Genomic DNA, 3,249 nt, shown 5'->3' with positions numbered 1-3,249 from the left:
TGGGACATATAAACAGTTATGGGGATGGTCAGGAGTGCGCTCCTTATATTCAACCGAGGGGTTGAAGTCCCCACCAGGCGGTTATTTCGGGTATTGCAACCCTATTTCATGCCTGAACGTCTCGCACCAAATTATAGAATATAGCATTGAGTATCTCATGTTAGCCCAATTGCTCAAAATTGACACTCAGCTAACCAGTAGGCGCGATGGTTCCTGGTTGTGGGCTATTTCGGCGATCGCCAAAATTATAGACTGTTTCCAGTTTTTCTGATGAAACCGGAAACTTCTGGAGTTTTTGTTGAACTTTGGTTATCCTGGTGTGAGCGGCGCGATATTATGTTATGGGGTCAAAACGCAAAATTACTAATTGGTTAGAACGTAACTGGGTAACTCCGGCTTATCCTGGTTGGCTGTTAGGGTTTATGACGGTTTTTTTCTTTGGGGCTGCTACTAATACTATGGCAGGGTGGCTGTATGTGATTAGTGGTATGGGGTTGGCTTTGTTATTGGCGGCGGCAATTCTGCCAGGGCGGAGTCTTCGTCCCCTTCAGGTTCGCCGCTACCCTATTACTCCGGTCAGTGTGGGCTCGCGCCTCACTTTTGAACTGGAAATCGAAAACCAGTCGAAAAAATCTTGTCCCCTATTTCAAATTTACGATCGCCTCCCCACAGAGTTGGGAGATGCATCGGAGTCTATTGATGTTATTGGACCCGGACAAGTTTATCACTGGAAATATTCCCGTATTACTAAACGCCGGGGGATTTACCATTGGTCTGGGGTGAGACTGCGATCGGCTTCTCCCCTGGGGTTATTTTGGTGTAGTCGCGATCGCCAAGTTCCTGCTACAGCTATTGTTTATCCCACCGTATTGCCTTTAACTGCTTGTCCTATTGTTGATAGCATTGAAGTAGACCAAGGTCCAGAGATTTACTCTTGCTTTCGCCTTGATCAAGCCACAGAAGGCATTACTCGCACTTTACGCCCTTATCGTATCGGCGACCCTACTAGACTGATTCATTGGCGTTCTAGTGCTCGCTATGGGGATCTACGAGTCCGAGAATTGGAGGTCGCTATTGGGGGTCAGGAAGTAGTTATTTGTCTTGATAGTGCATTTTCTTGGGACCATGCCGATTTTGAAACCGCCGTTTCTGTGGCTGCTTCTCTTTATTTCTACGCTCGTCGCGCTCAACTTAATGTACGGCTATGGACTGCCTCCGACGGACTGGTGGAAGGCAATTGGGGCGTTCTCTCCGTTTTGGCTGGGGTTATGGCGGGTCAATCTAATAGCACCATTGACCGCCCTGATGTTCCACTGATTTGGATTACTCAAAATTCTGACAGTATCATGAGCCTTTCCCCTCAGAGTCGTTGGCTACTTTGGCCACTGCCTGCCCCACAAAATCATGGCGCGCGCTCCGGGTTGGGGATGCAATATGGCTCCGATGCGATCGCTCCCTGTCCCGGTGTAAGGATTAATCCCGCTGAACCTCTGGTTCCACAATTGCAGGCCAAAAATAATTGACTTTGACAAGCCGCCCGGCGGGTTTAGTAAGTTAGCCGATGGGAATCATCCCTGAATGCAGAACCATCCCCTAAATGGGCATTAAAGCGCGGTATTCTCAAAACTAATTGCACCAAGATACTGGGGTTTACCTGCCGCCGGGTAGGAGATAAGCCGAGGGGGCAGACCTTCACAAACCAAAGTTAGCCCGACTAGATTTGTTTTAGTGACCGTTGATGGTATATGATCAGGATATTGTAAAGTTTTATGTAGGCTCGCTCATAAATTTGTCCCGTTCAAGACAAATCGAGAAGCCTAGATATTTGAGAGAGGAGAAAACACAATGGCTTTTGAACTTCCCAGTTTACCTTTTGATCAGGATGCACTAGAGTCTAGCAAAATGTCCGCTAATACTCTATCCTACCATCATGGTAAGCACCATGCAGCTTATGTCAAAAACCTTAATGCTGCTATTGAAGGTACAGACATGGCTAATATGTCCCTGGAAGAGATCATCAAAGCCACTTACAATGATCCTTCTAAGTCTGGTATATTTAATAACGCTGCCCAAGTCTGGAATCACAGTTTCTTCTGGAAGTGCCTCAAGCCCAATGGTGGTGGTCAACCTACAGGAGCTTTGGCTGACAAGATTCAAGCAGATTTCGGTAGCTTTGACGCATTCATTCAAGAATTTAAGAACGCAGCGGCTACCCAGTTCGGTAGTGGTTGGGCTTGGCTAGTCCTGGATAATGGCACACTGAAAGTTACCAAGACTGCTAATGCTGTTAACCCCATGGTTGAGGGTAAAACTCCCCTGCTAACTCTCGATGTTTGGGAACACGCCTACTATCTGGACTTCCAAAATGCGCGGCCAGGTTTCATCGATAACTTTATCGAAAATCTGGTTAACTGGGACTTTGTAGCTGAAAATCTCGCGTCTGCCAGCTAATATCTTTGATATTCCTTTCAGCCAACCTAGCTAACCTGCTCTAGCTTAATCTGTACCCCCCCTCAAAGGCAATATTGGGGGGCGGTCAGTTGAGAGGGGCGGGTAATTTTTGATTATTTATCAGTGACTCAGGCGCACTACTGACAGCAAAAAAATCCAGTAATCGGACTTGAACCTAATACATAGCCTATAACCCCTATTCTACCGCTGCTTAGGTGTTACTCAAAACCGTAGTAGAGTAACAAGTGAGTAAAAAATGAGTAACGCCGCTAAACTCCCTACAGTGGGGGGAAAGGGTAACTATGATGAGAGTTACGCTAGATTCCTGAAAGCCTATCAAGACTTTAAGGGGGAATGTCCCAAAGGAGTGACTCTCAAACTACAAAAGTCCGGGACTAGGTACAACCTACTATTGCGTGCGAGACGTTTAGGAGATAAAATAAGGCTGCGATGCCTGAAATAACCTCCTCGTGGGACTTCTACCCCTTGGTAGAATATAAGGGACTTAATGTGATAGCTAAGTAACCCTGACCATCCCATAACTATCTATGTGTCCCAACCTCTGGCTTCGACAACCAGACAACGCAGGAAGACTCAAGGTCAAGACAGAATGCTGGAAAGATGGACGTTATGAACCCATTTAGTATAGCAGGAAGTTGAGAGTAACGGCGGTAGCCACCCCCAGTTTCAGGAATCACAACCCGTCAGATTGAAGCGGGGAACGGAAGGCTCCGAGATACAACCTATAGCACTAGTCAATACGGTTAGGACGCAGCCTTGAGAACAGAATCCATGGCA

Annotated in this window: 3 protein-coding genes and 1 pseudogene; all 4 read left to right on the top strand. The window is 46.8% G+C overall.

Annotated elements, in window-relative coordinates:
* A pseudogene (locus tag P5674_RS23815) lies at window positions 1–271 on the top strand (hypothetical protein); the annotation flags it as partial.
* 70 nt (window positions 272–341) lie between these two features.
* A complete protein-coding gene (locus tag P5674_RS23810; RefSeq protein WP_062945834.1) occupies window positions 342–1,523 on the top strand; it encodes a DUF58 domain-containing protein in 1,182 nt (393 codons plus the stop codon).
* Between the two features lie 322 nt (window positions 1,524–1,845).
* A complete protein-coding gene (locus P5674_RS23805) occupies window positions 1,846–2,451 on the top strand; it encodes a superoxide dismutase (RefSeq protein WP_006615995.1) in 606 nt (201 codons plus the stop codon).
* 256 nt (window positions 2,452–2,707) lie between these two features.
* Window positions 2,708–2,914 carry a hypothetical protein gene (locus P5674_RS23800; RefSeq protein WP_062945835.1) on the top strand — a complete coding sequence of 69 codons (207 nt, stop codon included), beginning with the start codon at window positions 2,708–2,710 and terminating at the stop codon, window positions 2,912–2,914.
* Window positions 2,915–3,249 lie beyond the last annotated feature (335 nt).

Source organism: Limnospira sp. PMC 289.06, assembly GCF_032350395.1.
GTDB classification, from domain to species: Bacteria; Cyanobacteriota; Cyanobacteriia; order Cyanobacteriales; family Microcoleaceae; genus Limnospira; species Limnospira platensis.
Note: the sequence above shows the minus strand (reverse complement) of the source record. Positions and strands in the feature narration are given on the sequence as shown.